Below are 25704 nucleotides of genomic sequence, written 5' to 3'. Positions count from 1 at the left end.
TGTTTGGCTACCATGCGAGAAACAAATTACTTAGGCTGGACTAACCTGAGCTGAATAAGATTTTTCTTGATAAGCCAAAATAAGAAAACCGATTACCCCTGCAGCCAAAGTTACAGGAATCACTCCAATTCCATAAACAAAAGCTTGCGGCTCATTCACACCTCCATAAGCATTAATTACAAACCCAATGGTGGAATGGAAGGCATAACCAAAGATCATAATGATCATATTCGCAATTGCGGTGGCTAAACCTGCAAGATCTTCAGGAACATAAGTTGATATTTTATAGATGGCTAAAATCTGATAAGCACAGCAGACTCCTACCAGGGCAAAACTTATGGTAATACTGGGTACTGCTAAAATGCCGGTAATTAATGTGGCAAAGATTAAGCACATAATTATCCCCGAAGCGATAATCGTTCCTAAGTAATAACCTGTTTTTTCAGCAATAAAACTTAATACTGGCGCTCCAAAGCACATTCCCAAATAAATCATTGAAGGCAGATAAGTAGCTGTAGCACTATTTAATTGATAGGCCTCCTTTAAAAATACAGGTCCCCAGACATCAGAAAATCCTTCAAGAGGTCCAAGCATTAGGCCTGCAAAAAAACACATCATCATAATCTTACTATTTGTAAAAATAGCCTTTACATTGGCACGAACCGATTCATGTTGAACGGGTTTAGCATCAGGTACAATGAACCAAGTAATTAATGCCAAAAGAAGGCCCATTCCAATAAATATCTCAACTACACTCTTATAACCCAACCACTGACACAAATAACTTACTGGGCCACCGCCATAAATCGCACCAAGCAGTCCTATCATAACGGATAAACTTAACATTCGTGGGAAAAGACGTTCATTAAAGGTCATGCGAATTATTTTAAAAACACCTAAAATTGCCGCAGAAGAACCAATACCAATTAAAGCCCGGCCAATTAATGGATAAGCCCAATGCTCTGCAAAAATAATCGGTAGTAACCCGATTACGGTCAGCAAAATACAACCAGTCATTACTTTACGGGGACCAAAACGGTCCAACATAATACCTATAGGTAAATGCAGCAAGGAATAGCCAAGATAATAAACCCCTGAAAATTGACCAAACTCAGTCGCATTAATATGAAACTGGGTAGTAATATCATTAAGCATAATGCTTGGCATTACTCTTAATATATATTGATAGGCATAAAAAATTGAAACGATAATCCAAACAAACCAGGCGACAACGCGTGAAACAGACATAATCATCCTCAAAATAAAGCAACGTAAAACACATTTTGCATACTCTATGAGCAATAAACATTGTATCGTATTTGCATTGAAATTTTTTTTCAAAAGTTAATCAAAAAATGATTTATTTGAATTTTAATTTCAAATTTTTATTAAAAAATGAAATTAAATGCTATTATAGTAAATAATAATGATACTTCTTAAAATAAAATGATACTTGATCGAATTGATAAAAAGATACTCGAAACATTGCAACTAAATTGTCAGATTAGTAATCAAGAGTTAGCTGAGCGCGTTGCTTTATCTCCTTCATCATGCCTTCGTCGAGTTAGCTTACTACAGGAGCATGGTTATATTAAAAAACAAGTTGCACTTCTTGAACCTCAAAAACTAGGTTTAAATCTAACAGTGGTAATTTTAGTGGGACTAAACAGCCACCAACCCGCTGTGATGGCTCAATTTGAAGAGCATATTCGTTTTCTTCCCGAGGTGGTACAATGTTACTTGATTACAGGGCAATCAGCAGATTATTTGTTAAAAGTAATAGTACCGGATTTAAATGCTTATCAAGCTTTTTTGTTAGAGCAGTTAACACGTATTAATTGCGTAAGTAGTGTTCACTCTAGTTTTATTTTAAGAAGCATTTGTGAGACAACCGCACTGCCCTTAGAGCATTTATAAAAATGCATAGATGATGCTACAAGCTACTATTCATATTGAATAAGGGATAAATCATGAAAAAAATTAATTTAGAGCGATATCTCCAAAAAATAAAGGTCACAGTTCCTGAGGAACTTATTGATTTATCGCCCACTGAGCGTCTTAATTTATTAAATGACATTTATTTTGCGCACGTTAAAACATTCCCCTATTCCAATTTTGAACTACGCAAGATTTCTCAATACCATCTCATTCAAAGAGCCCCTATTTCTTTTTTCGACTACAACTCATTACTTTCTGATGATCAGCATGGGGGTTTTTGCTTTCAAACAGCAGCCTTACTTGCTGATGCTCTAATTCAAATAGGCTATCAAGTTAATTTTTGCGCAGCTCATGCTCTTTTAGGAGCCCGGGTAAATGCACCTGAAATGCTTGCATTTCCTCACACACATTTGATTTTAGTCGTAAATCTTGATGAAAAAAGTTTTTTACTCGATCCCGGATTAGGCTCCTCATCACCACGTTACCCAGTACCTATAACAGGGGAATCAATGTTACAAGATGGCGAGGAATTTCGTGTGAGCCAAATAGACAATGTTTATGTCCTTGATAAAAAATCGCGCCAAGGGTGGTTCCATCAAACACAATCCGATTTAGTTCCCATAAGTACAAATATTGCAGCATTCAACATGCTTAAACTGCAACTTCATCCCATGCCGCTGAATATACGTGATAACAAAACGATAGTTGGTGTTATTACCGATCAAGGTCGTAAATCCTTGTATTGGGATGAACAATCAGACTTATTAAAATTTTCAAAGCAAGAGAATAATCAATATACCCTAACTGTGATTAATGATTTTGAAAATGGAGAAGATTTATTAAAGCAAGAATTTGATATTCATCATATTTCGGCGGAGGATTTGGCCCGTTATTGTTCTAAAACTGTTTTACCTACTCCTAAGCTTCCATGGACAGTTGATTTTCCCGTAGATAAAGAAGAATTGGAGAATAATTTAAGTATTTAGACCGCAAAGCTTACGCTAAAAGATGTCATCTTAAGGAGCTTATAATACGAATTTCGTCATTGCTGCCTTGGCGAGGCAACCCAGAACGATACTTTGTTAAAACTCAGTACTGGGTTGCTTCATTTCATTCGCAATGACAATAGCTTTTTATTTAATTAAATTGCGTGCGCTGTGAACCATTATAGAATAGCCTCCTTCTGTAAATCCCCCGCAATGCCTGGTAAAACAACCTATTACTCTACCCAAACAATGCCTTAATAATTTTTAACTTAAGATCCGTATAAGGTTGATACTTTATTGGCGCCTCAAACCAAAATGGCTTTTTCAAAATGCCTTTGAAATGGCTAAATGCCTTAAACCCAGCCTCCCCATGATAGCTTCCCATACCGCTTTCACCAACTCCACCAAAAGGAAGTTGTGAGCCGGTAATATGCATTAATACGTCGTTAATACAGCCACCGCCAAAAGAAACTTCATGTAAAACTCGTTGCTGTACCGCCGCATCCCTGCCAAATACATAAAGCGATAAAGGACGAGGACGAATTTTTATTTCGTGTAGCGTCGCAGATAAGTCAGTAAAGGGAATAACAGGTAAAATAGGACCAAAAATTTCTTCGTTCATAATTTCATCTGTAAAACGAACGTCTTTTAAAATCGTTGGTGCAATATAGTTTTCCTCTTCAATAACCTGCCCTCCAACGAATAATTTTTGTGGATCAAGCAGTTTTTTTAAACGCTCTACGTGTTTCTGATTAATAATACGCACATAACCTTCGCTCTCAAGAGGATTTAAACCAATAATCTGTTCAATTTGTTTTTTAAGCGCCTCAAGGAACGGTTGATAGATTGATTCCTCAACTAATACGTAATCAGGAGCAATACAGGTTTGGCCTGCATTTAAAAATTTACCCCAAGTAATGCGTTGTGCGGAACGCTCTAAATTAGCATCAGCAAAAACTAAACAAGGACTCTTTCCCCCAAGCTCTAGAGTTACAGGAGTCAAATGCTCAGCCGCTGCTTTAGCCACAACTCGACCTACCGTAGTGCTGCCCGTAAAAAATAGTTTATCAAAGCGATGCGCCAACAATTTTTGCGTTATTTCGGCATCTCCTTCCACTACGTAAAGATAGGCTGGATCAAAATGCTGGTTAATAATATGAGCGATCGCAGATGAAGTATTTAGCGGCAACTCGCTTGGTTTAATAATGCTTGTATTGCCTGCAGCCATGGCTGCAATTAATGGTACAAAAGTCAACTGATAAGGATAATTCCAAGCTCCTATAATTAAAGTAGTTCCATAAGGTTCAGAAATTATAAAGCTTTTTCCTGGTTGGTTGGCCAGATCCGTTTTTACTTTTTTAGGTTTTGCCCATTTGCTAACCTGTTTAATGGCTGTATCAATTTCTTGATAGATCAATGCCAATTCAGTTAAATAAGTTTCAAACTGGGATTTTTTTATATCCTTGTGAATTGCTTGATAAAGAAGAGGTTCATTTTCTTTAATAAGGCTTTTTAGTTTACGTAGTTGTTGTTTACGGAAATTAATATCCTTAGCAATCCCAGCCTCTGCAAATGCTCTTTGCTTTTCGATAATTGAGTGAATATCCATAAGTAGAACCTGTGGAAATTTTTCATTGAATTCAGTATATACTATACAGTTAAGTAAAGATAATTTACCTTTTTTGAGCGCATCATGTGTCTTGCATTAATAGTGATTGAACAGCATCCTCTTTATCCTCTGATGATTCTATCAAACCGGGATGAGTTCTATAATAGAGCAACTGCCCCTGCTCATTATTGGGACGAGGCACCAGGAGTTTTCGCAGGTAAAGATTTAGTAAGCGGTGGTACCTGGCTTGGGGTTAATACACAAGGACGTTTTTCCTTAATTACTAATTACAGAGATCCCAGCCATTATAACCCTGAGCGTTTATCAAGAGGGCTTTTAGCTAAAAATTATTTATTAAAAAATGCCCCCGCTCCCAGAGACTACATACACGAGATAGCCCCAACAGCAGAAAATTATAATGGATTCAACTTATTAGTCGGTACCATGCGCGAGCTTATTTATTTTTCAAATATAGAGAATAAAATTAAAAAGCTCAAACCAGGCATCTATGGCCTTAGCAACCATTTATTAGATACCCCTTCGTATAAGGTTTTAAAAGCAAAAGAAATGTTTCAGGAAATAGCACCTATGCTATTAAGTGTTCAAACCCCAAAAGAAATTTATACCCTTTTATTTCCTATCCTGGAAAATCATCAACATGCCCCAGAAGATTTATTACCCCAAACTGGTGTGCCTTTAGAGTTTGAACGCGCGCTAAGCCCCATTTCTGTTAATATACCCAGTCGCCAATATGGCACTCGATGCTCAAGCATAGTCTTATTCAGCAAAGATACTACGTTCTTTGCTGAACGTATAATTGAAAATGCTCATGCAAAAGCAACAAATAGTACATTCATTAAAATTCAAAAATCAGCCTAGTTTTAAAACTTGTGGCTCTTGCCGGGATTTTGCTGGCGCTCAGCATCTGATACAGGTTCATCACTTAGCTTAGGCTCATCACGCAGATCAATCTTACAGGAAAACAATGTAAATTGACTATTCTCTCTTAATAATAAAGTCGGCTCGTTTTTACAACCTTTCTGATAGTTACAATACTCTTGAAGAAGATCCAATCGTGTGGGGCTGGTTAGCTTAAACTCCTTTAACCATCGCTTGTAATTATTATCAAACTGTTTAAACGTCAGTTCCTCAGAATCCAGTTTTGCAAAATTAAGCACTGATGCAAATAGAGGAATACTTCCTTTATCTAATTTTTCATCATAGCCGATAAGATACTCATCAATATGTTTTTTTATTTCATGGATTAATAAACCTAAAGCATTAGACGCTTGAATGTATGCCGGAGTTTGAGGATTTCTCTTTTCATTACGTAACATTTCAATGTAGCTAAGTAAATTGTCGTAATCGACTTCTTTCTGCTCTATAGTGCGTACGTACACAGTTGCACTTACATCTTCATCACGAAGAAATTTTATAATCATACTTTTCGCTATGCTTGGTGTATAAGGATATGCAAAACCCTTAATGGGAAAATACTGTACCATTTTCGTTTCAAGATTATTAAGCTTGACACGTAAAATTTCCATGGAAGACGGCTTAAGAGGAGAAGCGTCTTGGAAAAGTAAACTACTTTTATAGAGTGCCGTAGGACCATCAGAAGCTTTTCGTTTAGTAAAACCGTCACACATGAGCGCATAAACCGTATTAATTTTTATGTCTTCTGCAGAAAGTTGCTGAATTAGTGTGTTAATAAATGATGCGTCTAGATCATATTGACCTGGTGACCCATGAGTATTAAGTACAATATTTACCTCTGTAGCATTACTATTTTTGAGCTTAGCCATCAAGTTGTACAGCTCATCTTTTAGCTCTATTAATTGGTTCCTTGTTAATGAAGAGCCGGCGGGTACGATTACTTCGAAACATTTACCAGGGAATATTTCCTGAACAGTTTGACTATCTTCTCTTACTTCCTGATTAAGCATTTCCTGATCCTTCAAGGACTTATCGTATAAACTGCTTATAATTAATGTATACATCAATAACCTCTTGTAAAAAAAAACTTGCTGTTAAGGATTCCTTAATGATACATACAGTAGTATCAAAGACAGAAGTAACTAACTTTGCGTGGTGTAAAATGAAAAAGCTCTGTATCCATATCTATACGTCGTACTCCGATTATACAAAAAATGAACAAAGATTGCTATGGGATAATGAAGTTACTAAGGATGCTGAAACGGTCAGAGCTGTATTTAGCGAAGATACTGTTGTTGATATTGCCGTGAGCGCAGTTGAAGGCAAGCAAAAAAAACTTATGAATATTGATGGTGCGTTAGAGCCTTTACATCAAGCTCTTTTGTCAGAATATGACGAATGCCATATCGTGCTTAATACTCATGGGGCTGCAGGCGTTAATGATTTATCCGATGAAGTGGTAAAATCCGTTGTGTCTTTAGTTTCCAACCACGAAATTAATATAACGCAAATAAGCGCATTACAATGTAATGGCTTAAAGGGGTTAACAGCTCTTGAGTATAGACAAAAAAATCAAATGGTGCCCATGCATCAACATGTTAGTGATAAGCCTGCTTCGATGGCTATATTGCAAGGAAAGCTGAATAATCTGGAGACTAAAATTCAGCAATCTTTTTCTATTCATGGATTTAGCGAAGCATATGATCCAGTTAGCGAAAGTGACAAAGTAGAAAAATTACTTTTACAAGGTTCGCGTAAGTCTTTAGCCGTTAAAACGAAATTGATAAAAGAAGAAGATTATCAAGTATTAAAAGCATGTGTTGATACGTGTATTGTGAGCCAAGATAAGAGTTCTAAGGAATATATCAATGCAACGAATGAGTTAGGCAGGCTTTTGCATAAGATGAAACAAAATATCTGCCAGCATCTTCAGGGAAGAGAGGAACTTGATGATAGAAATCAACTTTTACTGCAGTCAGTACTAGCTGATTCAAATATTCACAATCCTCCCTCGGATACTGAATTTGAACGAGAGTACAAGCGGTGGTTAAAAAAACATAAAGCAAACAGTACTGAACGCTTGGAAGTTTTTCAATCTTATTGCTCCATGGGCCAAATGAAAGTTGAGCCTGGAAGAGTAAACATAGAAATCGAAAATGATAGAATGCCAGTATCTATTTCTGCATTATGTTATGGAAATATGGGGCATTTTACCAAATGTACTACCTCTAAAAGTGGATTTGCTCCTGAATTAGAGAGAGGCTGCACACTTTAAGTTAACTTTCATAAGACTTGCAAGCACCCAGCTCAATCCTGTGTGCTTGCAATCAGTTAAGATTACTTAGAGAATTGCTCATCTTCCGTACTACCATTTAATGCTGTTGTCTCACTTTGACCTTGCATAATCACATTTTGCACTGCATCAAAATAACCAGTACCCACAAAACTTTGATGTTTAGTTGCTCTAAAGCCATATTTCTCTTGTTGCATCTCACGTTGTTGCATTTGTGAATAAGCAAACATTCCTTCATTTTTATACTCTCTAGCAATTTCAAACATACTTAAGTTCAAACTATGCCAACCTGCAAGGGTAATAAATTGGTACTTATACCCCATCTCAAATAATTGCTCTCTAAATGTACGTAAATCTTTTTCACTCAAATTAGCCTGCCAATTAAATGAGGGCGAGCAGTTATAACATAATAGTTTGCCTGGGAATTTGTGGTGAATCGCTCGCGCAAACTCTTCTGCTTCAGCAATATTGGGTTTTGAAGTTTCACACCAAATAAGATCCGCATAAGGAGCATAAGCTAAACCACGACTGATTGCCTGCTCTAATCCTGACTTTACATAGAAAAATCCTTCCTTAGAGCGTTTTCCGGTTAAGAAGGTAATATCATTTTCATCAAAATCGCTCGTAATTAAATTTGCTCCATTTGCATCAGTACGAGCAATAATTAATGTGGGAACGCCTTTAACATCTGCTGCAAGACGCGCAGCAATTAACTTTTGCACTGCCTCCGTTGTGGAAACCAGGACTTTACCTCCCATATGCCCACATTTTTTAGCGGAAGATAATTGATCTTCAAAATGCACTGCCGCAGCACCGGCCTGAATCATATGCTTCATTAATTCAAATGCATTTAAGTTACCACCAAATCCTGATTCAGCATCGGCAATAATTGGGGCAAACCAATCAATAGAATAGTCTTGTTCCAAACAATGAATTTCATCAGTTCGTCTTAGCGCATTATTAATTGCCTGCACCAAATTAGGTACTGAATCTACTGGATAAAGGCTTTGATCAGGATACATTTGCCCGGAGCTATTTTGATCCCCTGCGACCTGCCAGCCAGAGCAATAAATAGCCTTTAATCCGGCCTGCACCGCTTGTATTGCTTGGTTACCCGTCATGCAACCTAAAGCGGTTACTAGTTCATTTTTTTGCAGCATGTCCCATAATTTTTCGGCACCATGAGTAGCAATACTGTACTCAATTTTAAGTGATGGCCTTAGTTTAACCACGTCTTCTGCGCTGTATGTACGAGTTATACCCTTCCATCGGGAGTTATTGCTCCAATCATTTTTTAATTCATCAATTTGCTCTTGGATTTTCATGCTATGATCCTTTCACTAAATTAAATGGGAATAAGCTTTTGTGGTTAAAAAGTCATCAAAAGTTTCTTTGAATATCATTTCTTCCATTAACGCTTTGGCATCTGTTAACGCTTCTGAACTTGCTTTGTCTGTACCACGACTCTGCATGATCATGTTGTACTCTTCATCAAACCACTGATGAAGCATTGGGACAGTGAGAGCCACTCCATTGTCTAATGAAGCTGAAAATTTTAACCATTGCCATAACTGGGCCCTGCAAATTTCTGCAGTAGCCGCATCTTCCATCAAATTACGGATAGGAACACAACCATTACCTGTTAACCATGCCTCTACATAAAGTAATCCAACCGTAATATTGTTTCGAACACCTGTTTCAGTAATCGTTCCTGAGGGAGCCGTTAATAAGTCCTGCGCCATAATTGATACTTCAGGTATTTTTGATAATTGATTTGCTGCAGGCATTAATTCATCGAATGCTTTTAGTGCTACAGGGATAAGCCCTGGATGGGCAACCCAGGTTCCATCATGACCAGCAAGAGCTTCTCGTCGTTTATCGGCATAAACCCGTTCCATAGCTTCTTGGTTTGCACGCTCATCTCCTTTAATTGGGATTTGCGCCGCCATACCGCCCATGGCATGTACACCTCGACGATGACAGGTTTTAATTAATAAATTAACATAAGAGCTAAGAAAGTGACTGGTCATAGTCACCTGCTGTCTGTCAGGTAATAAACATTCTTTATGATTGCGGAACTTTTTAATGTACGAAAATATATAATCCCAACGGCCACAATTTAAACCAACAATATGATCACGCAACTCATAAATGATTTCATCCATTTCAAATCCCGCTGTAATGGTTTCAATCAACACGGTTACCTTGACGCAGCCACGTGGTAAACCCAGCAGCTCTTGCGCTTTAAGAAACACATCATTCCACAACCGGGCTTCTAAATGAGACTCCAGTTTGGGTAAATAAAAATAAGGGCCTGTACCTTGATCTAATAAAGTTTTTGCATTGTGAAAAAGATAGGTTAGTGCATCAAATAATGATGCAGACATGGGTTTCTCATCAATTAATACATGAGTTTCGTCCAAATGCCAGCCTCTTGGACGTACAATGAGAACTGCTGTTTTGTCATTGAGCTTATAATGCTTATTGGATTGCGGATCTGTATAGGTTATTTCTTTACGGACTGCATCGTATAAATTAACTTGTCCATCAACGCAGTTATCCCATGTCGGAGAATTGGAGTCTTCAAAATCAGCCATAAATACTTTTGCACCACTGTTTAATGCATTAATGATCATTTTACGGTCTACGGGGCCTGTAATTTCCACTCTTCTGTCTTGCAGATCAGCCGGTGTATTGTCTACTCGCCAATTATCATTACGAATAGAGGCAGTTTCTTCTAAAAAATTAGGATATACGCCTTTATCAAACTCAAGTTGTCTTTTTTGTCGAGCTAAAAGGAGCTCATGTCGACGATCGCGTACAAAACGCTCCATAGTTACCAAAAAATTCATTAAATCAGGAGGTAAGATAAAATTATTTGTGTGAGATAATCTACCATTGATCTTATAGTAGTTATTATTCATTTGGGCGAATCTCCACATGTTTTTTATCCAGTTTTTTCAAACTGGTCCTTGTTATAACATAGTTGAGAATACTAGAATTGCAAATGATTTAGCGCAAAAACAGTATAAATTTTGTGCGTTGCACTATTAATTATATGTTCTTACTTTTTGATTTTTCAATGTCCCATTCGCTAAAAACTGGAGAATAAGCTCTCGAACCTTTGCGTTATTCATGATAACCATATGATTTGTATTAATAACAATAGGTTCCATTTGCCCATTCAGACGCGCATATTCAGGAGGAACTTTGGCATCATATTTTCCTGCGATTATTGCCATTTTAATTTTCGGCACAGGTACTCGATGTACATAAGAAGATTGCTCTGAACTTAGCTCAGCTAAAGGTTTTATGGGTGATGTGAATAACGGAAATATTTTTGTCGATAATTTAGCCAACTTCGACCCCTGATTGGGAGGGGCTAACATGATTAAGCAGCCAATTTGTTTCACTTGGTTGGGTTTTAATTTCGATACCGCCTCACGAGTGATAATTCCTCCAAGGCTATGGGTAATAAAATTAATTTTTTTTCCCGGATTTTGAGCAATTAAATCATCAATGAAATACTTTAAACGGATCCCGTGCTGTTGGATCGAATAACGGGGCGAAGGATAACTATATAAATAAACCTGATATCCATACCCCTCTAAAAAAGATTTTAATGGACGCATACTAAGTGAAGTACGCATTAACCCATGGATAAGCACAACAATTTCTTTTGGGTTTTTGATACTGCTCGGATTTATCTGGGTTGCTGGAGCAGGAACACTTGAAAAAACTAAGATAAGCACAAGCAAGTTACGCCAGAAAATAGCTTTAGCCATGATAATCCTTTTTTTTATTGAATATCTTGCAATAATTATCAATCTCGCAAAAAATACAGCAAAAAATTAACTTAATAATATCGATGAACTATACCATAATAACTCGTTTTTGTTTTCTTATCTTCTTGATTCCCGCAGTCATTTATTTACTACTTGCTTTTTACGTTGCTAAAAACGCAGAGCATGACAATAAAAAACAAGCGGATGTAATTTTAGTGCTCGGCTCCAAAATCAATCGCGAGCAGGTAATTAACCCCTGTCTGGTCGCCCGAGTTGAACATGCCGTTGAATTATATAAAGCAAATTACGCTCCTAAGCTGCTTGTTTCGGGAGGAGTAGATAAAGAAGATAACGCCAATGAAGCGCAGGAAATGAAAAAAATTGCAATGTTTCTCGGCGTACCTGAAAAAGACATTTTACTTGAGTCGGAATCGACATCAACCTATGAAAATATGCTGTTCTCTAAAAAAATATTAAATGAGGAGCATATGAATTCAATAATTATTGTAACAGAACCATTCCACCTTCCCCGCTCCCTGCTTGCTGCCAAAAAAGCGGGACTTAATGCGGTAGGCTCTCCAGCAACCAAAAGTATATGCTGGGCTAATAATAAATATCTGACTCTTTATTTTGCCAAAGAGCCATTGGCAATTATGTATTATAAATTAAAGAATAGAGTGTAGTATCACATAGGCTGGGGTAAAAAGCCCCAACCTACCACTATCTTCTATTTACCCAAGGATTTAATTTCACAATGCTAAAAAAACTCTTCGCCTCAGGCCTGCTATTAATCCTAACAGCCTCCAGCACTCAAGCCCTTTCAATTACCAACATAGGGCAATCAAAACTCCCTCACCCTTATAATCTGTTGTTAACCCAACCATTAATGACTCAAACACTGGAACACTATTACAAACGAACAGCAATTATCCAAACGCAGTCCACCCATTTTGACGTAGCTCAAAATAATTATTCTCGAACCATTACCATGCTAATTGATCGCCATAAGCAGAGAAATAATGCAGCCTATGCACAAAAAAAAGGGGAAACGCAAATCATTGAGTTGGCATTCATTAAGATCAATTTTAATGCATTACCTAAAGAGATTATTAAGGAAATACGTCATAGCAATACTCCTTTTGGTAAGCTCTTAGAAAAATACCACATCAAGACACTTACCCAAAATCGAGAGTATTTCACAACAGCCTGCACCAAGGAAATTATCTCATTAATGCCTTGCGATTTAAATAAAGTACTTTATGGACGCAAAAATACTATTATCCGAGCGGATAACAAGCAATGGCTGGCGAAAGTTATTGAAATATTGCCATAACACCGAAAGCGACCGAACTAAATTATGCCAATAGCAGAAGAAGTGTAGCCCCAGGTGTTTTCCATCTGAGGCTACACTCAAAGAGATACAATAAGCTACAAATATCGTTTGTAGCTTATGTAGAACTTATTAGAGGGTATTAGTAGAGGTCAGATTAGCCTCAGCTTCTAACACTTGAGAATTATCTATCTGTACGACCGCATCACCCTCTGAGAACGTCTTCAATGCAGATGATGCCTCCCCTGAATCTGCTGGTGTAAAAATGGAAAAAAGAGATAAATTACTAGATTCTTCCTTTTTCTCTTGAGCCAAATTCACCTTAGCTTGATGAAGTTGGATTAAATCAAAAAACAGTTCTAAGGTTTCGTATAATTTCCTACGATAACCTTCAAAGTGAACCGGATTATTTTCAATTTCAGTACGTGTTAATGGACAAGCCTTCAAACATTTTCCATCATGAAATAAGGCAGCCGCATCATAAACCATACCTGTTTCAACAACATAATAAGGTTCTTCAAAAAGCGTGTGCAATACAGGACATAGTAGGTCAAAAGTTAATTTATTAGCATCTAACCAGGATTCGAATAAATCTTTAAGTTCTTGAGCTTTTACATTTGATTGAAACGGCTTACTCACATTGCGTAACATATGCGATAACTGAGTTCTACTGTATGAAGTTTGAATAGTATCCAGGCTATTCATCTCAGTATTTATAAGCTTTTGTCCTGCATTTAAAACATAAATACAGCCTTTTATAGCTCCTTGGACTTTTTCCAATGACTGTAACAGGTTGGCATAAATAACATGTTCATCTGTCCTTTGCTTCGCTGGCACATATCCCGCAACGTCTATGTAATAAGCTTTTTGTCGCGTGATCTGTTCTTCAACTGGTTCAATCATTTTTTCGCTAATGAAGACAAATGAAGAAGTAGGTGCATAAATCGCTTCAAATAACAATTCTAATTTTGATTTTACATTGGCTCTATCAAAGAACTGATAATTAAGTATTAATGAGCCTCCCATATGCTTATCGCGCATACTGTCACTTACCTTAATCCATTTGTCACCGTTAAAAGCAAAACGAGTATGGGCAACTTTACCATCTTCTTTTTTAAACGTAACCGATATCATTCCTGGAACTCTACTTTCACGAATCAACCAAGATCCTGGCAACTTATTTTCAAAAAATGCATGAAATCCTTCAATAGCGCTTAAATGAGAATAACTGGGTAATTCCGTTCTGAAAATAGGAACAAAATCATTTGGTTTTTGCTCAGTTATGGGTGGTGATTCGTACTTAAGTTCCATGAGAACTCCAAATATTATGTATAAAAGAATAGGCGTATAGTAACAAATTTACTCACATAGTCAAGATAAAAGGCAATAAATCCATGAAATTAATTTTTTACGCATTTGGTATATAACAAATAAACTTCACCTACTACAAAATCATTTAATCAGTATATACTTGTTTAATATAGTAATTATTGATGGACCAAAAAAAGATGGCGAAAAAAACTAAAGGACAAGTACAAAAACAAGCTCTTGGCATAATTAATATGCCTTATAAGCCAATCCACGAAAAGCAAACATACAAGCGAATTGCCTGTGTATTTCAAGGCGGCGGTGCTTTGGGGGCATATCAAGTTGGGGCATATCGAGCAATTCATGAACGGGGTTATATCCCTAATTATCTTTCCGGGGTATCTATTGGGGCAATTAACAGTTCTATTGTGGCGGGAAATCCCCCCGAAAAGCAGATCGAAAAATTAATGGAGTTTTGGGATACGATTGTTCCTAAGCTATGGAGCGATCAATTTTCCCCTTGGAGCTCTTTTGATTATTTCCGCCATTTAAATAACAGCATTACGGCGATGCATGTTATTTTATTTGGTTTAGAGGGCTTTTTTAAACCTCGTTATTTAACTCCTAATGAATTTACAACAGGAACTCCTGATAAATTAAGCTATTATGACACTTCAGAATTACGCAACACCCTGGAAAAAGTAATTGATTTTGATCGAATTAATTCAAAAGAAGTCACCCTATGTCTTGGCGCGGTGAATGTTGCTTCAGGGGAAATGACCTTTTTTAATAATCAATTAATGACCATTACTCCGGATCATATTATGGCCAGTTGTTCCCTCCCCCCCGGGTTTCCTGCTATGAAAATAGGTGACAATTATTATTGGGATGGCGGGATCTATGCAAATACCCCTCTAGTTACCGTACTTGATGCATTACCTGAAGAAGATACATTGTGCTTTGTTGTCGATTGCTTTAGCTTAGCAGGTCAATTGCCCAGCAACATGGATCAGGTAGATGAGCGACAAAAAGACATTCGTTATGCCAGTCATTCTCGCCGCCTAACGAATGTGTACAGTAGCAGACAAAATTTACAGGCCGCAATTACGATTTTGGGGCAACATTTAACCCCTGAAGCCCAAAATGATCCTCAGATACAACAAATTTTGCAATTAGGTAATCAAAAGCGATTTAGCGTAGTACATATTATTTATCGGGGTTCACCTTTTGCCCATTCCTTCAAAGATTATAATTTTGGGAGCGCGGTTATTGAGCGGCGCATGAAAACCGGATATGAAAATGCTCTTGACGTATTAAGTGATCCTAAATGGGAAGAAAAATCAACAAACCCATTAGCCTGTTCTATTTATGGGGTACCTCCGGATTATTTTGAACAAAGATAAATAGCTTTCCGAAACGAATGTGGAAAAATCCATCATACAGGGCATATAATATACATAGGTTGCGCTAATTCGAGAGTTATATGCCTGCCCCCAATGTAACAACTCACTTTGAACAAGGTAATGTAGTCGATGTCATTGACTCATTTAAACAACTTAATAATCAGGTAAGCCACGATTATAGACCAGCTCCAGGCCCCCTGCCCAAAACAGATTATACGTTCCACTTTGAAGAACTAACTCGCAGGCTAATGACAGGAGAACCTTTCACCTATGAAAAAACGGAAGATAATAGCGACATAATCCTATTTAAAGATAAAGTATATAATCTTACGGAAATCATAGCTTATGCCAATTTGGAGCATTTAACCTTTTCTCAAAGTGATTTAGACCAATATGTGGACTATTGCCAAAATACCTCTATGGTCAAGCCCATGAATGCCTATGGTGATTACCCTACAGAGAAATTTTTTCAACAACAGGATACACACGGAGTCTTCAATGATATGCATTATGCTGAAAAATTAGCATTAAATGTTTATTCGACCAAATATTTTAAACAGATGAATCCTTTTTTACGTGGAGCTTATAACTTTTCCGATAAAACGCCAGCTCAAATAAGGGATGTCATCGTACATAGCGCAATGTGCGGACAAGCACTTACTCATGCTCCCAATAAAGAGGTTGATGGAACCTTTCGCTATGAAAATGTTTATAGTTCTACGGTATTAGAAAATCGCATTAAAATCGCTAAAGAAGGTGGTACTGAGGTAGTACGAGGTTTTATTAGTAGCGCACTAGCACCCGCACTGCACTTTAAGGGTGCTGTAGCCATTACTTATACGGGGCTTGTTGGAAAATATGTCGGTCCTCTATCTCGATATCCAAAAGAGAAAGAGTTTTTAATCCCCCCTACGCAAATGACTTACGAGGGTTATACTCATGAAAATGGGGTGCACTATTTTCATGCCAAACCTGTAGTAGATTTGCATGCCGTTTCTGAAAAGGCTCGAGTGCTTGCTCACAAAAGTAACCTTAATACATCGAGAGTCCATGATCTCTATCACTACCTAAGAGCAATGGATGAGACCTTAAAAGCTCATTGCTCTCCTGAAGAATATAAAATTTATAAGGCTCAAGTTGAGGAAATAAAAACCTGGGCCCTCGTTAAATTAAACGAATTAAACAATAATCCCAATCCTGCTGACATAGCAGCTGATTTAAGCATTATGTGGGATAAGTTGTCGAATATAAGCTTAAATGCACTAAAGAATCATGCAAAATTTGTTGCCTATCACAAGGAAATAGATTTAATACGCGAGCTCGAGCAAAAAGCAGCAATTCCCCAACTTATTGATGAATGTATGGAAATAATGAGCCAACTCCAGTCCGCAAATAGTCCCCAATATGCTGCGTTTGCTGCAAAATATTCCAATGGTTTTTCTGAGTTTAGTGTCTCTGAGCTGCTAAAAATAAGGAACGAAATTAGCAGGGATTTAATTGCAACTCAAAAATTCGATAGCTTAGTAAAGTTAAGTGATATCAAAGCCCAAGGAGAGCTACTGGAAGATAGAGAGATTAATAATTTTATAGGACCAATGAACGAGGAGATTATTCGCACAAAAAGTTTGACCCGCCTAAAAGAAATAAAAGAACAGCTTGAGTGTAAAGATCTACTACAAAAAATTGAGGCAACTCGCTTTGGCCCAAATGACAAACAAATGCAGAAATTTGTTGCAGATACAATAAAAAGAATGGCTCAATGCACAGATACAAATGAACTTAAAGAAGAGCTGAAATCTACTTTAGCGACCTTAGAAAAAAATAAACCAGCAATTGATGAACTAAAAAATATTGTTCAAGGGTTCCGCGATAAGTCAGGTCTATTTACGGTGGGCATGAAAAGCAAAGCCAATCGGATTGAACGCGTGGTTGGTGAAGTTCCTATTTCTGAACGAGGTAAAATTCAAGATTCAGAACCTGTATTACAGGCGCTTGCCTCACATCGTCATAAGAGCGGGAAGGTTTATCAGGAGAATGGACGTATTAATGAGGAAAAAGCTGCAGGAACCTTTCATCAGTTTAAACAAAAGATGAATGGGTTAAAAGAGGCTGAACCAGAGGAGCCTTCTATAAAACCGCTCGTGAAATAATTAGAGCGGCTTTTGATAAAGTTAGAAAATACTAGGGCAAAACATAAATAACTAAGGTAATTAACCCAGCCAAAGCAACCAAAGGATGGATAATAACTAATAGCTTAGGGACGCTTGCCCTCTTACGTCCCATCCAAAATAAAGTTAAACCACCCATTGCGGCAATCAAGAATAAAATTAAGCTGGCAATCAATAAAGGGGTGGCTCCATAAATGAGTAAATAAGCCAACATAGTTACAATTGCGATGCCTGCAACTGCCCCATGCGCAGCCAGGGCCATTTTATTTGCTGGCAAATCCTGCAATATGGCGACTAAAATAGCTAAACCAAAAGTTGCCGCTAAAAGAAATAAACAGATTGCAAATATTAACATACAAGATTCCCTCCCTTAATTAATATAAGACATCTCATCCTCTAATAGTGTTTCTAAACCTGCTCCATTTTTATTATTTTTATGCTCAGGGACAGGTGGAAAATTAAGCGCTGGAGCTGGATTTTTTAAAGCATCCGTTAAACTAATAAATTTGTATCCATTTTTTTGATACATTTCTAGTACATCACCTAACAAATAGCTATTGAGCAAATTAGCATGAATAAGCAATATTTGTTTACCATTTTTTCCTTCGCTTTTTTTCTCTGCCAAAAGAGTTTGTTTCCAAATAAATGCTAAATAACGCGCTTTTAATTTTTGGATGTATGCTGCGCGTGCGCGAAAAGGAACGCCGTAAGCCATTTTATTAAACTCATAATCTTTGCTATCAATCGTCACCGGGGCAATGATGTAGTGATGCTCATTCAGATAATCATAAACCTTTTGCTTATTTTTCTTATTCCCTTCAGCCAGATAGGGATAGCGAAAATATTTTGGTTCCGTCATAATCGGCGTAAGAATCTTATCAGCGCGATCCACATCTGCAATGTATTTCTCAGCACTTATTTGATTTAAGTTATAATGCGAATAAGTATGATTTCCAAGCATAAATCCCGCCTGGCGAAACTGCTCCAGAAACTCCCATTGCCCTTTCTCAATAGCTCCAGCAATAACAAAGCCGGTAGCTGGAACTTTATATTTTTGGAATGTTTGTATGATTTGTGTAAAACGTTCCGTTGAGCGTTGCTTATTGCCTGGAGTATTCATTTGCGAGGCAACTAGGGGTAAGTCATCCATTGTAATGGCAATTTCCTTATCTTGCGCATTACATAAAGAAGAAAATAAAAGTCCAAATAGAAATAATAACCTTAACATTGATGTTCCTTATCGTTTAAAGATTCTATATTAACCTCTAATTAGGCTAAATTAAACTCTGCTAAAGTGCAGTATAAACGACCTCCTTGCGCAGGCCTACTTTCAATAAGATAAATTTTATCAATTAAAACAGGAGAAATAGTACTATTTTTAGCCAATTTTAATTTCTCTCTGGATAAAGCATGCGTTAATACTCTTCCTATGGACATATGCCCTCGAAATGGACGAGCCTCCACTGAGCAATTAAATTCGCTAAGAATCCGATTGATACGCCCCGCTAAAAGCTTTAATGTCTCTTGAGGCTCCACAGCTAAAGAAAGAATTTTGGGATGCTCCAGACTGGGAAACCATTCCAGCGGACCTAGGTGCAGCCAAAACGAAGGTTGCTCTGTTACTAAGTCCCTAACATGTTTGATTAGTATGGGTATTTCTTCTTGTGGAATTGCACTAATAAACTGTAATGTACAATGTAAATGCTCCACACTAATCCATCTTAGAGCTTTCTTTGGAAATACTAATTTAGAATGCTGCAAAATATCTCTTAATGGTTTCTGCATAGATTCAGGCGGACAAATTGCGAAAAAAACACGTACTGTATTCATTATTCCCTTTCTGGCTAAATGTTCGTTTATTACTGGAAGTATATCGCTTAAAATGCTAAGGCAAGTGTTCATTTGAGGATCTCATCTCTAATGCTTTTTTGCAGTTAGTTATATTGAACACCCGACTTAAAAATAATAATTAATGGAGTTTTTATGAAATTCAGCGCTAAATTATCATTATTAGCCGCAGCTCTAGTGCTTGCGAACCCCTCTTTTTCTGATCCAGTATGTCCAGATCTCAAAGAAATTCAATTAGGTGGTTTCTCTATTGCTTTTGGTACTACAAACCATTATTTTGCTTACAAGCTTAGTAAATATAATACGGATACAAATTGGGGTTTTGTTATGGGGCCATTTGCCGTTCCAACCCGCGAAGCAGCCTTAGAAGCAGCTTATTCTGCTCTAAGTAATATGAATAGTGCACCTATCTATTATCATGAATGCATTTACAGCACCGGAATTTCAGACCTCTATGCTATTGCCGTCCAAGACCCTGTTGTTATTCCTGAAAAACTGGAGCAATCAATAACAACTCTAGTAAAGTAAATCGATTGCCATTAATCAGTACCTCTGAAAATAGGTAAGCGTTCACGCTGTATGTATTCTATTAAAATTAAATAAAAACTGCTGTCATTGCGAACAAAGTGAAGCAACCCAGCACTGAGTCTTAACGAAGCATCGTTCTGGGTTGCTTCACCATGGCTCGCCATGACGAAATTTACAGACCTCGTGAACGCTTACGAAAACAATCATTTGCGAGCGAAGTGAAGCAACCCAAGGGCTCATGCTTCGAACCCCGAGTTGCACATTCTTTGTGATGATGAAGGTTGTACGTGAACTAAAGAAGTGTAGCCCGTCTTAGCATAGGCTACACTAATCTTCATTTTAATCAGGCAAAGACATCAAGCTCGCGTTTCCACCTGCTGCTGTCGTATCCACCGTATAAGTACGCTCATGACAAAGTCGAATTAAGTAATTCGGCCCACCCGCTTTGGGGCCTGTACCTGATAAGCCTTCTCCACCAAAAGGTTGCAAACCAACTACAGCGCCAGTCATATTACGATTCACATAACAGTTTCCAGCATGGACACGTTTTCTAATGTACTCAACCGTCTCGTTAATACGGCTATGAATACCTAAAGTTAAGCCATAACCGGTCGCATTAATTTGCTCAATAACCTTATCCAATTCTTTGCGCTTAAATTTAACCACATGCAATACAGGGCCAAATACCTCTTTCTCCAAAGAGTCAATGCTATCAAGAGCCAGTGCCGTCGGTGGCATAAAATATCCAGACTCCAATGACTCATCCAATCGGCACTGATGAATTACCTCATGACGTTTTTTCATGTTATCTACATGCGCTTTAAGCACAGATAAAGCGGGTTTATCAATTACTGGTCCCACATCAGTAACGAGCCATTGTGGTTCTCCAACAACTAATTCTTCCATCGCTCCTTTTAATAAGGCTACCGTGCGTGGATAAACCTCTTCTTGAACAAATAACACACGTAATGCGGAACAACGCTGCCCTGCACTTCCAAATGCAGAATTCACAGCATCAACAACGACCTGCTCTAATAAAGCGGAAGAATCAACCAGCATTGCGTTTTGACCGCCTGTTTCCGCAACTAAAGGAATAATTTCGCCACCACGTGTTGCTAAGGTACGATTAATTAAATTCGCGGTATCTGTAGACCCAGTGAACAAGACCGCTTTAATTCGCTTATCAGCAACTAAAGTTGCTCCTACTGTTTCACCATCACCAGGAAGTAATTGTATTGCACCAGCAGGAAATCCAGCTTGATGCATTAATTTTACAGCTAATGCAGCTATTAATGGGGTTTGTTCTGCCGGTTTTGCAATAACACAGTTACCTGTAACCAATCCAGCAACCACCTGACCTGTAAAGATTGCTAAGGGGAAGTTCCAAGGGCTAATGCATAACACTGTGCCACGTGGGTATAAGCCTAACTCATTGAGCTCGCCGGTGTATCCAGTTAAGCGTGTAGGCGTTGCTAAAATGTCCTGAGCTAAATTGGCATAATAACGACAAAAATCAATCGCCTCACGCAGCTCCGCAATCCCATCATTAAGAGTTTTTCCAGCTTCAAGACAAGCAAGCGCTAAAAACTCAGCCCCATGCTCTTGCAATAAGTCAGCATAACGATTCAAGCAGGCTGCGCGCTCTGCAACAGGTGTTTCTGACCAAGTGGAAAATGTAGCTACAGCTGCTGATAACGCTTTTTCAACATCATTTACGGAGGCATTTTGCACCATACCCACAATACGATCAGACTGCTGTGGTGAACGAACTTTTTGTGCCTCACTTGGTTCTGGAGTTCCTACAATGATAGGTGCCGCAGTCCATTGTTTTCCGGCAAAGCTAGCTAAGGCTTCTTGCAATTGAGCGCGTTCAGAACGATTACTAAAATCAATCCCTTGAGAGTTTATTCGTGGAGCAAAAATATCCTTAGGTAGAGGAATATTTTTATTAATTCGCCCAAACAAAGAACGTGCTTTTGCTACAGGATCTTCTACTAAAGAGTCAATAGGCGCATTATCATCAACGATACGATTCACAAAGGACGAGTTCGCCCCATTTTCTAATAGACGACGCACTAAGTAGGGGAGCAAGTCTTCATGACTACCTACTGGAGCATAAATACGACAAGGAATTCCATGACAATTTGCTGGAACGACTTGTTGATAAAGCTCATTTCCCATTCCATGCAAACATTGAAACTCAAAATCACGGTAACTTCCAGTGATATTTAGAATCATCGCTACGGAATAAGCATTATGCGTTGCAAACTGAGGATAAATAGCGTCCGTCATCGTTAGTATTTTTTTAGCACAAGCTTGGAACGATACATCAGTAAATACTTTTCGAGTAAATACAGGATATTCTGCAAGCCCTTGCATTTGAGATTTTTTAATTTCACTATCCCAATAAGCACCTTTAATTAAACGCACCATCATACGGCGTTTTTTGCTGCGAGCTAAGGCAGCAACCCAGTCCAATACATAGAATGCTCTCTTTTGATAGGATTGTACTGCTAACCCAAAACCATTCCAGCCATCTAAGCTGTCATCAACAAAAACGCGCTCCATCACATCAAGCGATAAGTCCAGGCGCTCGGATTCCTCAGCATCAATGGTTAAGCCGATGCCATACTCTTTGGCTAGACGCGCCAGCGCTAAGAGTTTTGGCGGCAATTCAGCCATTACGCGGGCGTATTGGCTCTCACTATAGCGCGGATGTAGTGCGGATAACTTAATTGAGATCCCTGGACGGCGGTAAACATCGGAATTTTTCTCTGCCTCTTTGCCAATCGCTTCGATGGCATTGCGATATGCTTCAAAATAACGTGCTGCATCCACCGTAGTTAAAGCGGCCTCGCCTAACATATCATAAGAGAAACGGTAACCCAGGGCCTCTTTCTTTTTAGCACGAGTCAACGCTTCATTGATGGTACGGCCTTTAACAAACTGCTTGCTCATAATTCGCATTGCTTTATCAACAGCAGTCCTTACTACCGCCTCACTACTGCGATTAACTACTTTCATTAATGATTTGGTTAATGTGTTTTCTGCCTTTTCCGGTGTTAATACTTTTCCCGTTAACATTAAAGCCCAGGTTGTCGCATTAACAAAAAAAGAATCGCTTTGGCCTATATGAGATTTCCAATTACCGCCTGCAAGCTTATCTTTAATTAGATTATCTATTGTTGCACTATCAGGAACACGTAATAAGGCTTCTGCCAAACACATCAACGCAATCCCTTCTTCACTGGATAACGCATATTCAGTTAAGAAAGAATCAATACCTGTACTTTTTTTACGATCGGAGCGTACGGACTCAACTAATTTAGTAGCGCTGGCTTTAATTGCTGCTAACTGTGACGCATCTAAATCTGCTTTATCACAAAGCTCTGTTATCAACGATAACTCGTCACAGCGATAAGCATGATTAATAGCAGCGCGTAAACCTTGTGGTAATTGTATGGTCTGCTTTTCAAGCATAGTATTCTCCGAACTAAAATAACAACGGGACATCATAGTGGACAGTGATCATAATTGAGCCCCAGAAAAAATGGAATGATTCACCTCTGTTTTGCGACATTATATGATTTTTAGTCGCATCAATAAAGCAACAACTGTGCCAAATCCAATGTAAACGTTGTGTAAATTATAATCTATTTTATGTAATTTAAAGCAAAATGCGCTATTAATTAACCTGAAAATAGTGCGTATTTTGCACAAAAAGCCTGGTAATTGTTTTATACTCTTTTAGCTTACTTTGCTAAGCCCCTGAATAGAATAATATTTAACCCTTATGGACAAGGAAAGATCTTGTGATTTTACAATTGCCTCAATTGTTAATATAATCACCGTTTTTTTAAGAGCCAATAACGGTGATTTTATAAAAATAGGGAGCTGTATGAATACATTATTTACTCTAATTTCAACCGTCCTGTTAACGGGTAACTTAACGTCTAGTACGCCATCTTTTGCAAACACTGAAACAGATATAAACACCAAAGTTCAACACCTGGCATCTAAAGCACCAAGGTTAAATAAGAAAGTATTAAAACTCGCACTAACCGCATACACCAATGCTAATAAAAAAGGTGCTGTAAAGAAGCCTGTACTTACAGTAATTGATTACTCATTACCATCAAATAAAGAGCGTATGTGGGTATTTGATCTCAATTCAGAGCGCTTGTTATACAATACTTATGTTGCGCATGGCAGAAACTCTGGCGGCAATACTGCAACCCATTTTTCAAACCAAAACTCAAGCAAGCAATCCAGCTTAGGCACTTACATTACTAAAGACACCTACGTAGGTCACAAAGGATACTCATTAAATTTGCAAGGGTTAGATAAAGGTTTCAATGACAACGCGTACAGCAGACGTGTTGTAATGCATGGAGCATGGTACATGGATCCAGGCTTTATCCGTAAAGCTGGGCGAGCAGGTTTATCTTGGGGATGCCCTGCCATTTCTGAAAAACTAGCAAAGCCTGTAATTAATACCATTAAAAATGGTTCAGTAATTTTTGCTTACTTCCCTGATAAGAAATTCTTATCCCGCTCAGGTTATCTAGTCGGCTAAGAAATTATTTGATAAAATAAAAAAGCCAGGTTTTAACCTGGCTTTTTTCGCAGTCATCCGTATAAGAACGTTTAGTCCTTATAAGTCATCCCTGACAAATCAAATCCATTTGATTTCAAATCCATTTGTATGACTTAAATTTCCCTATAAGTCATGTTCTGAATTTAGCAATTGTGATTACGAAGTGCAAGTCACAAAAAATATAAAAAAATATTAATTTTTATATGCCTTTTTATTAAAGATTAATAAAAACCCTTATAAAACAAGGATTTATTTTGCCTGATAAATTTACACACAAGCGAGAACCGCTATTTTCTACACTCATATTGAGATATTTCTTACAAATCCTTGAGCAATAAGGTCTTTTTTGTTCTACAATTAAACAATAAATATTGGTTCACTTGCATACAAAGCTTGATTCTGTCCTCGGATATGGTAGCTTATTCGGCAAATGATAACGCTTTAGAGCAAAATGATGGATAAGCAACAACAAATCGCAATAAAAAAAGATAAACTACAAATTATAGATTGGTTAATCGAGCACTTTCCTAGTGCCTTTTTTAAAAAGGGTAGCCAGATTAAACCGCTAAAAATTGGAATCTTTGATGACATAATTGATTTTTATGAGCGACTGGATTCTCCTCCTTTTAGCAAAAAAGCGCTTCGTGAAGCATTAAGCTATTACAGCGCCTCTCCTGCTTATTTAAGCTGTCAAAAAGAAAACGCAGCCCGTGTGGACATTTATGGAAATGAAGTGGATGTAGTCACAACGGAGCAGGCTAAATATGCGTATCAACGCTTCCAGGAACGTTATAATAAGAAGAAAGATACTGAGAAGACCACAAGCTAAACGCATAACCTTAGTTAGATGCACGCAGACTGACTGCAAAGTCCAGCAAACATAACGTAAGCGTTTACGCTGTATTATTCTATTAAAATTAAATAAAAACTGCTGTCATGGCGAACAAAGTGAAGCAACCCAGTACTGAGTCTTAA

General features: G+C 37.8%; 22 protein-coding genes. 11 read left to right on the top strand and 11 right to left on the bottom strand.

The window, feature by feature from the left end:
• Nucleotides 1–30 precede the first annotated feature (30 nt).
• Nucleotides 31–1248, bottom strand: a complete 1218-nt coding sequence (locus BN3124_RS12425) for an MFS transporter (protein ID WP_058535110.1) — start codon at nt 1246–1248, stop codon at nt 31–33.
• Nucleotides 1249–1446: 198 nt separating this feature from the next.
• Between BN3124_RS12425 and BN3124_RS12420 the strand changes: the two genes are divergently transcribed.
• The gene (locus BN3124_RS12420; RefSeq protein WP_058535109.1) at nt 1447–1917 is read left to right on the top strand and encodes an Lrp/AsnC family transcriptional regulator; all 471 of its coding nucleotides are present in this window, start codon (nt 1447–1449) and stop codon (nt 1915–1917) included.
• A 53-nt stretch (nt 1918–1970) separates the two neighbouring features.
• Complete coding sequence (locus BN3124_RS12415; RefSeq protein ID WP_058535108.1) at nt 1971–2924, top strand: arylamine N-acetyltransferase; 954 nt, start codon at nt 1971–1973, stop codon at nt 2922–2924.
• Between the two features lie 238 nt (nt 2925–3162).
• Here the strand turns inward: BN3124_RS12415 and BN3124_RS12410 are convergent, their stop codons facing one another.
• A complete protein-coding gene (locus tag BN3124_RS12410) occupies nt 3163–4533 on the bottom strand; it encodes an aldehyde dehydrogenase (RefSeq protein ID WP_058535107.1) in 1371 nt (456 codons plus the stop codon).
• 84 nt (nt 4534–4617) lie between these two features.
• On the opposite strand from BN3124_RS12410, the gene BN3124_RS12405 reads away from it, so the two are divergent.
• Nucleotides 4618–5412 (top strand): NRDE family protein, encoded by a 795-nt coding sequence (locus tag BN3124_RS12405; RefSeq protein ID WP_058535106.1) that lies wholly within the window; start codon nt 4618–4620, stop codon nt 5410–5412.
• A 2-nt stretch (nt 5413–5414) separates the two neighbouring features.
• Here BN3124_RS12405 and BN3124_RS12400 read toward each other — a convergent pair whose 3' ends face one another.
• Nucleotides 5415–6533 (bottom strand): hypothetical protein, encoded by a 1119-nt coding sequence (locus BN3124_RS12400; RefSeq protein WP_058535105.1) that lies wholly within the window; start codon nt 6531–6533, stop codon nt 5415–5417.
• Nucleotides 6534–6631: 98 nt separating this feature from the next.
• Here BN3124_RS12400 and BN3124_RS12395 point away from each other — a divergent pair, with 98 nt between their 5' ends.
• Nucleotides 6632–7744, top strand: coding sequence for a hypothetical protein (locus BN3124_RS12395; protein WP_196398927.1), 1113 nt, complete (start codon nt 6632–6634; stop codon nt 7742–7744).
• Between the two features lie 62 nt (nt 7745–7806).
• On the opposite strand, the gene aceA is transcribed toward BN3124_RS12395, so the two are convergent.
• The 3 genes from aceA to BN3124_RS12380 all read right to left on the bottom strand — a co-directional run bounded on the left by aceA (nt 7807) and on the right by BN3124_RS12380 (nt 11547).
• Nucleotides 7807–9087, bottom strand: coding sequence for an isocitrate lyase (gene aceA, locus BN3124_RS12390; protein ID WP_058535103.1), 1281 nt, complete (start codon nt 9085–9087; stop codon nt 7807–7809).
• A gap of 15 nt (nt 9088–9102) precedes the next feature.
• Nucleotides 9103–10686 carry a malate synthase A gene (gene aceB / locus BN3124_RS12385; protein WP_058535894.1) on the bottom strand — a complete coding sequence of 528 codons (1584 nt, stop codon included), beginning with the start codon at nt 10684–10686 and terminating at the stop codon, nt 9103–9105.
• 126 nt (nt 10687–10812) lie between these two features.
• Entirely contained in the window at nt 10813–11547 is a 735-nt protein-coding gene (locus BN3124_RS12380) for an esterase/lipase family protein (protein ID WP_058535102.1), read from the bottom strand.
• 83 nt (nt 11548–11630) lie between these two features.
• Here BN3124_RS12380 and BN3124_RS12375 point away from each other — a divergent pair, with 83 nt between their 5' ends.
• Together BN3124_RS12375 and BN3124_RS12370 are read left to right on the top strand one after the other, a co-directional pair.
• Nucleotides 11631–12230 (top strand): YdcF family protein, encoded by a 600-nt coding sequence (locus tag BN3124_RS12375; RefSeq protein WP_058535101.1) that lies wholly within the window; start codon nt 11631–11633, stop codon nt 12228–12230.
• Nucleotides 12231–12301: 71 nt separating this feature from the next.
• Nucleotides 12302–12880, top strand: a complete 579-nt coding sequence (locus BN3124_RS12370; RefSeq protein WP_058535100.1) for a hypothetical protein — start codon at nt 12302–12304, stop codon at nt 12878–12880.
• A 129-nt stretch (nt 12881–13009) separates the two neighbouring features.
• On the opposite strand, the gene BN3124_RS12365 is transcribed toward BN3124_RS12370, so the two are convergent.
• Nucleotides 13010–14188: a hypothetical protein gene (locus BN3124_RS12365; protein ID WP_058535099.1), complete on the bottom strand. Its 1179-nt coding sequence runs from the start codon at nt 14186–14188 to the stop codon at nt 13010–13012.
• Nucleotides 14189–14385: 197 nt separating this feature from the next.
• Between BN3124_RS12365 and BN3124_RS12360 the strand changes: the two genes are divergently transcribed.
• Both BN3124_RS12360 and BN3124_RS12355 read left to right on the top strand, forming a co-directional pair.
• Complete coding sequence (locus BN3124_RS12360; protein ID WP_058535098.1) at nt 14386–15588, top strand: patatin-like phospholipase family protein; 1203 nt, start codon at nt 14386–14388, stop codon at nt 15586–15588.
• An 80-nt stretch (nt 15589–15668) separates the two neighbouring features.
• A complete protein-coding gene (locus tag BN3124_RS12355; RefSeq protein ID WP_058535097.1) occupies nt 15669–17738 on the top strand; it encodes a hypothetical protein in 2070 nt (689 codons plus the stop codon).
• A gap of 31 nt (nt 17739–17769) precedes the next feature.
• Here BN3124_RS12355 and BN3124_RS12350 read toward each other — a convergent pair whose 3' ends face one another.
• From BN3124_RS12350 to thpR, 3 genes are read right to left on the bottom strand one after another with little or no spacing between them, the layout of a single operon-like run.
• On the bottom strand, nt 17770–18111 hold the full coding sequence (locus BN3124_RS12350) for a hypothetical protein (RefSeq protein WP_058535096.1): 342 nt from the start codon (nt 18109–18111) through the stop codon (nt 17770–17772).
• Nucleotides 18112–18126: 15 nt separating this feature from the next.
• Nucleotides 18127–18984 (bottom strand): polysaccharide deacetylase family protein, encoded by an 858-nt coding sequence (locus tag BN3124_RS12345; RefSeq protein WP_058535095.1) that lies wholly within the window; start codon nt 18982–18984, stop codon nt 18127–18129.
• 41 nt (nt 18985–19025) lie between these two features.
• The gene (gene thpR / locus BN3124_RS12340; protein ID WP_058535094.1) at nt 19026–19586 is read right to left on the bottom strand and encodes an RNA 2',3'-cyclic phosphodiesterase; all 561 of its coding nucleotides are present in this window, start codon (nt 19584–19586) and stop codon (nt 19026–19028) included.
• A 153-nt stretch (nt 19587–19739) separates the two neighbouring features.
• Here thpR and BN3124_RS12335 point away from each other — a divergent pair, with 153 nt between their 5' ends.
• Entirely contained in the window at nt 19740–20132 is a 393-nt protein-coding gene (locus tag BN3124_RS12335) for a DUF4949 domain-containing protein (RefSeq protein ID WP_058535093.1), read from the top strand.
• A gap of 339 nt (nt 20133–20471) precedes the next feature.
• Here BN3124_RS12335 and putA read toward each other — a convergent pair whose 3' ends face one another.
• Nucleotides 20472–23612: a bifunctional proline dehydrogenase/L-glutamate gamma-semialdehyde dehydrogenase PutA gene (gene putA / locus BN3124_RS12330; RefSeq protein ID WP_058535092.1), complete on the bottom strand. Its 3141-nt coding sequence runs from the start codon at nt 23610–23612 to the stop codon at nt 20472–20474.
• A 418-nt stretch (nt 23613–24030) separates the two neighbouring features.
• Here putA and BN3124_RS12325 point away from each other — a divergent pair, with 418 nt between their 5' ends.
• Nucleotides 24031–24708 carry a murein L,D-transpeptidase catalytic domain family protein gene (locus tag BN3124_RS12325; RefSeq protein WP_058535091.1) on the top strand — a complete coding sequence of 226 codons (678 nt, stop codon included), beginning with the start codon at nt 24031–24033 and terminating at the stop codon, nt 24706–24708.
• Between the two features lie 475 nt (nt 24709–25183).
• Entirely contained in the window at nt 25184–25558 is a 375-nt protein-coding gene (locus BN3124_RS12320) for a ProQ/FinO family protein (RefSeq protein WP_058535090.1), read from the top strand.
• The last annotated feature ends 146 nt before the right edge of the window (nt 25559–25704 follow it).

The sequence above is a fragment of the Legionella saoudiensis genome (assembly GCF_001465875.1).
Taxonomy (GTDB): Bacteria; Pseudomonadota; Gammaproteobacteria; order Legionellales; family Legionellaceae; genus Legionella; species Legionella saoudiensis.
This window is presented reverse-complemented; position numbering and strand designations above follow the sequence as displayed.

What these genes read in the sequence shown, in the direction of transcription:
- BN3124_RS12425 (WP_058535110.1), bottom strand. Translation starts at nt 1,248, where the DNA reads ATGTCTGTTTCACGCGTTGTCGCCTGGTTTGTTTGGATTATCGTTTCA.
- BN3124_RS12420 (WP_058535109.1), top strand. Translation starts at nt 1,447, where the DNA reads ATGATACTTGATCGAATTGATAAAAAGATACTCGAAACATTGCAACTA.
- BN3124_RS12415 (WP_058535108.1), top strand. Translation starts at nt 1,971, where the DNA reads ATGAAAAAAATTAATTTAGAGCGATATCTCCAAAAAATAAAGGTCACA.
- BN3124_RS12410 (WP_058535107.1), bottom strand. Translation starts at nt 4,533, where the DNA reads ATGGATATTCACTCAATTATCGAAAAGCAAAGAGCATTTGCAGAGGCT.
- BN3124_RS12405 (WP_058535106.1), top strand. Translation starts at nt 4,618, where the DNA reads ATGTGTCTTGCATTAATAGTGATTGAACAGCATCCTCTTTATCCTCTG.
- BN3124_RS12400 (WP_058535105.1), bottom strand. Translation starts at nt 6,533, where the DNA reads ATGTATACATTAATTATAAGCAGTTTATACGATAAGTCCTTGAAGGAT.
- BN3124_RS12395 (WP_196398927.1), top strand. Translation starts at nt 6,632, where the DNA reads ATGAAAAAGCTCTGTATCCATATCTATACGTCGTACTCCGATTATACA.
- aceA (WP_058535103.1), bottom strand. Translation starts at nt 9,087, where the DNA reads ATGAAAATCCAAGAGCAAATTGATGAATTAAAAAATGATTGGAGCAAT.
- aceB (WP_058535894.1), bottom strand. Translation starts at nt 10,686, where the DNA reads ATGAATAATAACTACTATAAGATCAATGGTAGATTATCTCACACAAAT.
- BN3124_RS12380 (WP_058535102.1), bottom strand. Translation starts at nt 11,547, where the DNA reads ATGGCTAAAGCTATTTTCTGGCGTAACTTGCTTGTGCTTATCTTAGTT.
- BN3124_RS12375 (WP_058535101.1), top strand. Translation starts at nt 11,631, where the DNA reads ATGAACTATACCATAATAACTCGTTTTTGTTTTCTTATCTTCTTGATT.
- BN3124_RS12370 (WP_058535100.1), top strand. Translation starts at nt 12,302, where the DNA reads ATGCTAAAAAAACTCTTCGCCTCAGGCCTGCTATTAATCCTAACAGCC.
- BN3124_RS12365 (WP_058535099.1), bottom strand. Translation starts at nt 14,188, where the DNA reads ATGGAACTTAAGTACGAATCACCACCCATAACTGAGCAAAAACCAAAT.
- BN3124_RS12360 (WP_058535098.1), top strand. Translation starts at nt 14,386, where the DNA reads ATGGCGAAAAAAACTAAAGGACAAGTACAAAAACAAGCTCTTGGCATA.
- BN3124_RS12355 (WP_058535097.1), top strand. Translation starts at nt 15,669, where the DNA reads ATGCCTGCCCCCAATGTAACAACTCACTTTGAACAAGGTAATGTAGTC.
- BN3124_RS12350 (WP_058535096.1), bottom strand. Translation starts at nt 18,111, where the DNA reads ATGTTAATATTTGCAATCTGTTTATTTCTTTTAGCGGCAACTTTTGGT.
- BN3124_RS12345 (WP_058535095.1), bottom strand. Translation starts at nt 18,984, where the DNA reads ATGTTAAGGTTATTATTTCTATTTGGACTTTTATTTTCTTCTTTATGT.
- thpR (WP_058535094.1), bottom strand. Translation starts at nt 19,586, where the DNA reads ATGAATACAGTACGTGTTTTTTTCGCAATTTGTCCGCCTGAATCTATG.
- BN3124_RS12335 (WP_058535093.1), top strand. Translation starts at nt 19,740, where the DNA reads ATGAAATTCAGCGCTAAATTATCATTATTAGCCGCAGCTCTAGTGCTT.
- putA (WP_058535092.1), bottom strand. Translation starts at nt 23,612, where the DNA reads ATGCTTGAAAAGCAGACCATACAATTACCACAAGGTTTACGCGCTGCT.
- BN3124_RS12325 (WP_058535091.1), top strand. Translation starts at nt 24,031, where the DNA reads ATGAATACATTATTTACTCTAATTTCAACCGTCCTGTTAACGGGTAAC.
- BN3124_RS12320 (WP_058535090.1), top strand. Translation starts at nt 25,184, where the DNA reads ATGGATAAGCAACAACAAATCGCAATAAAAAAAGATAAACTACAAATT.